This is a genomic window from uncultured Flavonifractor sp. (genome assembly GCF_944383115.1).
GTDB lineage: Bacteria > Bacillota > Clostridia > Oscillospirales > Oscillospiraceae > Flavonifractor.
The window spans coordinates 1-5,801 of sequence record NZ_CALWOJ010000113.1; the positions used below are offsets into that span (position 1 = coordinate 1).

Below are 5,801 nucleotides of genomic sequence, written 5' to 3' on the forward strand. Positions count from 1 at the left end.
AACGGCACCCTGACCAAGAAGCTGACGGTCCGTGCCTCTGCTTTCTCCGCCTCCGCCAAGGAGAAGATCGTGGCGGCCGGCGGAAAGTACGAGGTGGTCTAAGTGATCGAGACCATCCGTAACGCGTGGAAGATCCCCGAGCTGCGCAAGAAGATCCTCTTCACCATTTTCGCGCTGCTCATCTTCCGGCTGGGCTCCGTAGTTCCTGTTCCCTTTATCAACAGCGACCTGCTGAGCGATACCCTCAATAATATGGGCGGTATCTTCTCCCTGCTGGGCACCATGAACGGCACCGCCTTCTCCATGGCCGCCGTCTTTGCTCTGGGCGTACAGCCGTATATCAACAGCTCCATCATCATCCAGCTGCTCACCGTGGCCATCCCCGCCCTGGAGCGTCTCCAGCGGGATGGCGGCGAGGAGGGCCGGAAGAAGATCGCGGCCATCACCCGTTACGTGACCGTGGCTATCGCTATTCTGCAGGGCCTGGGCTACTACACCCTGGTTGCCAGCACCGGCGACGGCGCTCTGCTGAACACCGCCGGCCTGCCCGGCTGGTGGGTGGCCGTCGTGATCATCCTGTGCTTTACCGCCGGTTCCGCCTTTGTCATGTGGCTGGGTGAGCAGATCACCGAGTTCGGCATCGGCAACGGTATCTCCATCATCCTGTTTGCTGGCATCCTGTCCCGGGTGCCCAGCATGGTGGCTACCATCTACGGCGGTATCCAGAACAACCTCAACGGCGTGACCGGCGAGGGTGTCTTTAATCTCCCCTGGTGGGGCGCCATCCTCATCGTCATCGGCATGCTGGCCATCGTGGTACTCATCGTGTTCATCCAGAACTCCGAGCGCCGCATTCCCGTCCAGTATGCCAAGCGTGTGGTGGGCCGCAAGATGTACGGCGGCCAGTCCAGCCACATCCCCCTGAAGGTGAACATGAGCGGCGTTATGCCTATCATCTTCGCTCAGGCCATTGCCTCCCTGCCCGCCACCATCGGCATGTTCTTCGGCAAGAGCGCCAAGAGCGAGGGCGGCTGGGGCGTGTTCCTCAGTGTCTTTGACACCACCAGCATCCTCTATATCATTGTGTATTTCCTGCTGATTGTGGGCTTCAGCTATTTCTATTCCACCATGCAGTTCAACCCCGTGGAAGTGGCCAACAATCTCAAGAAGAACGGCGGCTTTATCCCCGGCTTCCGTCCCGGCAAGCCCACCGCCGACTTCATCCACAAGGTTTTGGGTAAAATTACCATGTTCGGCGCCCTGTATCTGGCCATCATCGCCATTGCGCCCATCGTGACCGGCGCCATCATCGGCGTCAGCAGCCTGGCCATCGGCGGTACTTCCGTTATCATTGTGGTGGGCGTTGCGCTGGAGACCACCAAGGCCATGGAGGCCCAGATGATGATGCGTCACTATAAGGGCTTCCTGGAGTAAGGGAGAATCACGATGAAAATCATTCTTCTGGGCGCCCCCGGCGCCGGGAAGGGGACCCAGGCTGAGATCATCAGCAAGAAGCTGGGCATCCCCACCATCTCCACCGGCAATATCCTTCGGGCCGCCGTCAAGGCGGGCACCCCTATCGGGCTGGAGGCCAAGAGCTATATGGACGCCGGCAAGCTGGTCCCCGATGAAGTCATCATCGGCATCATCCAGGAGCGGCTGGCCCAGAGCGACTGCGCCGGCGGCTTCATTCTGGACGGGGTGCCCCGCACCATCGCCCAGGCTGAGGCTCTGGACGCCCACGGCATCCACTTTGACGCGGTACTTTCCCTGGAGATTGCCGACAGCGTCATTGAGGCCCGTATGACTGGCCGCCGGACCTGCCACACCTGCGGCGCCACCTACCACATCGTGGCCGCTCCTCCCAAGCAGGAGGGTGTCTGCGACAAGTGCGGCGGCGCGCTGGAGCAGCGCAAGGACGACCAGCCTGAGACCGTCAAGCACCGGCTGGAGGTCTACCACAAGGAGACCGAGCCCCTCAAGGACTACTACCAGGCCCATGGCGTGCTGATGAGTGTGCCTGACCTGGGCGGGATCGAAGAGACCAACGACAAAATCATGGAACTGTTGGGAAAGTGATTTGAGATGGAAATGATCTCGCTGAAATCCTCCCGTGAAATCGAGCTGATGCGCCGGGCCGGGCGGCTGACCGCCCAGGCCCGGGCGCTGGCCGGTTCCATGGTGCGGCCGGGCGTTACCACCCATGAGATTGACGCCGCGGTACGCAAATTTATCGAGAGTCACGGAGCCAAGCCCTCTTTCCTGGGTTACGGCGGCTTTTCCGGCTCGGCCTGCATCTCCATCAATGAGCAGGTGATCCACGGCATCCCGGGCCCCCGGAAACTGAAGGAAGGCGACATCGTCAGTATTGATGTGGGCGCTTTCCTGGACGGGTTCCACGGGGACTGTGCCGCCACCTTCCCCTGCGGGGCGGTGAGCGACGAGGCCATGCGGCTTATTCAGGTCACCGAGCAGAGCTTCTGGGAGGGCATCCGCAACGCCCGGCCGGGCAAGCGGGTGTACGACATCTCCCACGCCGTCCAGCAGTATGTGGAGGGCAACGGATTCTCTGTGGTGCGGGACTTTGTGGGCCACGGTGTGGGCGCCAAGCTCCACGAGGCCCCGGAAGTACCCAACTACGGGCCTGCCGGACACGGTCCCCGGCTCCAGCCGGGCATGACCATTGCGGTGGAACCCATGGTGTGTGCCGGAGACTGGCGGGTGAAGGTACTCAAGGACGGTTGGACCACCGTGTCCGCCGACGGCAGCCTCACCGCCCATTACGAAAATACCATCCTCATCACCGACGGTGAGCCGGAAGTGCTGACCGTGGCGGAGGACTGAGTATGGCACCGGAGCATCCCAGGATCGTCCGCTCTGCGGCAGGGCACGACAAGGGATTGCTGTTCTGCGTCCTGGACCAGGACGGCCCCTATCTGCTGCTCTGCGACGGCAGACGGCGCAAGGCGGAGTCCCCAAAGCGGAAGAAAGCCGTGCATACGGTGGATGCCGGGGACTTCCAACATCCCGTTCTGGAGAAGATCCAGGCGGGGGAACCCATCACAAACCGAGAGGTGCGGAGGGCGCTGGCCGCTTTCCGAGCTGAGGAACTAAGGAGGGTATGACGCTTTGGCAAAAGATGATATGATCGAAGTGGAGGGCGTCGTCACCGAGTCCCTTCCCAATACCACATTCCATGTGGACATCGGAAACGGCCACATCATTCTGGCCCACATCTCCGGCAAGCTGCGGATGAACTTCATCCGCATCTTGCCCGGCGACAAAGTGACGGTTCAGATGTCCCCTTACGACGTAACAAGAGGACGGATCACCTGGCGTTCCAAGTGATTCGCCGACCCTATCAATGACCGGTGCGGGTCAGCGGGGCCTTGCCTCCGCCGCGCCGGGGCCATCAGGCTCTACAGGAGGTTAATGACATGAAAGTTAGACCGTCCGTGAAGCCCATGTGCGAGAAGTGCAAGATCATCAAGCGCAAGGGCAAGGTCATGGTTATTTGCGAAAACCCCAAGCATAAGCAGAGACAAGGTTAATAGGAGGTGCTGAAACAGTATGGCACGTATTGCTGGCATTGATTTGCCCAAGGATAAGCGGGTCGAGATCGGCCTGACCTATATCTTTGGTATCGGGCGCACCAGCGCCAATAAGATCCTGGCCGAGGCCGGTATCAACCCCGACACCCGCGTGAAGGATCTGACCGAGGCCGACGAGGCTAAGCTGCGCGAGATCATCAGCCACAGCTACACTGTGGAGGGCGACCTCCGCCGCGACGTGGCGATGGACATCAAGCGCCTCACCGAGATCGGCTGCTACCGCGGCCTGCGTCACCGCAAGGGCCTGCCCGTCCGCGGTCAGCGTTCCAAGACCAACGCTCGTACCCGCAAGGGTCCCAAGCGTACCGTCGCTAACAAGAAGAAGTAAGGGAGGGAGAGACACATGGCTACCGCTACCAAGGGTAAGAAAGTTATCCGTAAGCGCCGCGAGCGCAAGAACGTTGAAAAGGGCCAGGTGCATATCCGCTCTTCCTTCAACAACACCATGGTCACCGTGACCGACATGGGGGGCAACGCCCTGTCCTGGGCCTCTTCCGGCGGCCTGGGCTTCCGCGGCTCCCGTAAGTCCACCCCCTTCGCCGCTCAGACCGCTGCTGAGACTGCCGCCAAGGCTGCCATGGAACACGGCCTGAAGACCGTGGAGGTGTACGTGAAGGGTCCCGGCGCCGGCCGTGAGGCCGCCATCCGCGCCCTGCAGGCCGTGGGCCTGGAGGTCACCCTGATCAAGGACGTGACCCCCATTCCCCACAACGGCTGCCGTCCGCCCAAGCGCCGCCGCGTGTAAGAGAAGGAGGAGTACGAATTATGGCTAGATATACCGGAGCAGTCTGCCGCCAGTGCCGCAGAGAGGGCCAGAAGCTCTTCCTGAAGGGCGACCGCTGCTACACCGACAAGTGCGCCATGGAGCGCCGTCCTTTCGCCCCCGGCATGCACAACCAGGGCCGCGCCAAGAAGCTGTCCGAGTACGGCATGCAGCTGCGCGAGAAGCAGAAGGCCCGCCGTTACTACGGCGTGCTGGAGAGCCAGTTCCACAAGTATTACGAGATGGCCGCCGCCCGCAAGGGCGTCACCGGCGACAACCTGCTGAGCATCCTGGAGACCCGCCTGGACAATGTGATCTATCGTCTGGGCTTCGCCATGAGCCGTCCTGAGGCTCGTCAGCTGGTCCGTCACGGCCACTTCACCATCAACGGCCATCGCGTGGACATTCCCTCCTACCTGGTCAAGCCCGGCGAGGTCATCGCCCTGAAGGAGACCAGCCGGAGCAAGGACAAGTTCAAGGCTTCTCTGGAGGCCAACGGCTCCCGTCCCGCCCCCAAGTGGCTGGACTTTGACCAGAACAACCTGGTGGCCAAGGTGGTGGCGCTCCCCGCCCGCGAGGACGTGGACCTGCCCATCGAGGAACACCTGATCGTCGAGCTGTACTCCAAGTAAGCGTGCTTGTACCCTCGATTATTGGTGAGCTGTATAAGGCGGCGGACAGGGTCCGCCGCCGCGAAAAGGAGGGTAACACATGGTAGAAATCGAGAAGCCCCGCATCGAATGTGTGGAAAACCCCGGCGATGGTTCCTACGGCAAGTATGTTGTGGAACCCCTGGAGCGTGGCTACGGCACCACGCTGGGCAATTCCCTGCGCCGCATCCTGCTCTCGTCCCTGCCCGGCACGGCGGTTACCTCCATCAAGATCGCCGGCGTGCAGCATGAGTTTTCCACCATTCCCGGTGTGAAGGAGGACGTGACCGAGATTGTCCTCAACGTCAAGAGCATCATTGCCAAACTTCACTCCGAGGGCGTAAAGACGGTCTATATTGAGGCCAGCGGCGAGTGCGAAGTCACTGCTGGCGACATCAAGGCTGACAGCGAGGTGGAGATCCTCAATCCTGATCTGCACATTGCCACCCTGGGTCCGGACGCCAGCCTCAATATGGAGCTGACCCTGTCCCATGGCCGGGGCTATGTCCCCGCAGACCGGAACAAGCCGGCCCAGACCATCATCGGCCTGATCCCGGTGGACTCCATCTACACGCCGGTGCGGAAGGTCAATTACACGGTGGAACCTACCCGTGTAGGCGACCAGACCGACTTCGACAAGCTGACCCTGGAGGTGTGGACCAACGGTACCATCACCGCCCGGGACGCCGTCAGCCTGGGCGCCCGCATCCTCTGCGACCACTTCGTCCTCTTCACCGATCTCTCTGAGACCATGGGCTCCAAGTCCACGGTGGTGGA

11 protein-coding genes are annotated in these 5,801 nt (G+C 61.5%); all 11 read left to right on the forward strand.

Annotation, left to right across the window (positions count from 1 at the left end):
• On the forward strand, positions 1–102 hold a 102-nt coding region (locus Q0K43_RS09990; protein WP_297290397.1), incomplete at its 5' end, for an uL15m family ribosomal protein.
• Positions 103–1,434, forward strand: a complete 1,332-nt coding sequence (gene secY, locus Q0K43_RS09995; protein ID WP_297290392.1) for a preprotein translocase subunit SecY — start codon at positions 103–105, stop codon at positions 1,432–1,434.
• Positions 1,435–1,446: 12 nt separating this feature from the next.
• Complete coding sequence (locus Q0K43_RS10000) at positions 1,447–2,079, forward strand: adenylate kinase (RefSeq protein WP_297290393.1); 633 nt, start codon at positions 1,447–1,449, stop codon at positions 2,077–2,079.
• Positions 2,080–2,091: 12 nt separating this feature from the next.
• A complete protein-coding gene (map, locus tag Q0K43_RS10005) occupies positions 2,092–2,844 on the forward strand; it encodes a type I methionyl aminopeptidase (protein WP_297290398.1) in 753 nt (250 codons plus the stop codon).
• A gap of 2 nt (positions 2,845–2,846) precedes the next feature.
• A complete protein-coding gene (locus tag Q0K43_RS10010) occupies positions 2,847–3,125 on the forward strand; it encodes a KOW domain-containing RNA-binding protein (RefSeq protein ID WP_297290394.1) in 279 nt (92 codons plus the stop codon).
• 4 nt (positions 3,126–3,129) lie between these two features.
• Positions 3,130–3,348 carry a translation initiation factor IF-1 gene (gene infA, locus Q0K43_RS10015; protein ID WP_009258089.1) on the forward strand — a complete coding sequence of 73 codons (219 nt, stop codon included), beginning with the start codon at positions 3,130–3,132 and terminating at the stop codon, positions 3,346–3,348.
• An 89-nt stretch (positions 3,349–3,437) separates the two neighbouring features.
• Positions 3,438–3,551 carry a 50S ribosomal protein L36 gene (gene rpmJ, locus Q0K43_RS10020; RefSeq protein ID WP_006573428.1) on the forward strand — a complete coding sequence of 38 codons (114 nt, stop codon included), beginning with the start codon at positions 3,438–3,440 and terminating at the stop codon, positions 3,549–3,551.
• A gap of 19 nt (positions 3,552–3,570) precedes the next feature.
• Positions 3,571–3,939 (forward strand): 30S ribosomal protein S13, encoded by a 369-nt coding sequence (gene rpsM, locus Q0K43_RS10025; RefSeq protein ID WP_087187801.1) that lies wholly within the window; start codon positions 3,571–3,573, stop codon positions 3,937–3,939.
• 15 nt (positions 3,940–3,954) lie between these two features.
• Positions 3,955–4,356 carry a 30S ribosomal protein S11 gene (gene rpsK, locus Q0K43_RS10030; RefSeq protein WP_007494608.1) on the forward strand — a complete coding sequence of 134 codons (402 nt, stop codon included), beginning with the start codon at positions 3,955–3,957 and terminating at the stop codon, positions 4,354–4,356.
• A 20-nt stretch (positions 4,357–4,376) separates the two neighbouring features.
• The gene (rpsD, locus tag Q0K43_RS10035) at positions 4,377–5,006 is read left to right on the forward strand and encodes a 30S ribosomal protein S4 (protein ID WP_297290395.1); all 630 of its coding nucleotides are present in this window, start codon (positions 4,377–4,379) and stop codon (positions 5,004–5,006) included.
• A 79-nt stretch (positions 5,007–5,085) separates the two neighbouring features.
• A partial coding sequence (locus Q0K43_RS10040; RefSeq protein WP_297290396.1) for a DNA-directed RNA polymerase subunit alpha occupies positions 5,086–5,801 on the forward strand: 716 nt, incomplete at its 3' end.

Coding starts and splice junctions, on each gene's coding strand:
- Q0K43_RS10000 (WP_297290393.1), top strand. CDS start 1,447: ATGAAAATCATTCTTCTGGGCGCCCCCGGCGCCGGGAAGGGGACCCAG.
- map (WP_297290398.1), top strand. CDS start 2,092: ATGATCTCGCTGAAATCCTCCCGTGAAATCGAGCTGATGCGCCGGGCC.
- Q0K43_RS10010 (WP_297290394.1), top strand. CDS start 2,847: ATGGCACCGGAGCATCCCAGGATCGTCCGCTCTGCGGCAGGGCACGAC.
- rpmJ (WP_006573428.1), top strand. CDS start 3,438: ATGAAAGTTAGACCGTCCGTGAAGCCCATGTGCGAGAAGTGCAAGATC.
- rpsM (WP_087187801.1), top strand. CDS start 3,571: ATGGCACGTATTGCTGGCATTGATTTGCCCAAGGATAAGCGGGTCGAG.
- rpsK (WP_007494608.1), top strand. CDS start 3,955: ATGGCTACCGCTACCAAGGGTAAGAAAGTTATCCGTAAGCGCCGCGAG.
- rpsD (WP_297290395.1), top strand. CDS start 4,377: ATGGCTAGATATACCGGAGCAGTCTGCCGCCAGTGCCGCAGAGAGGGC.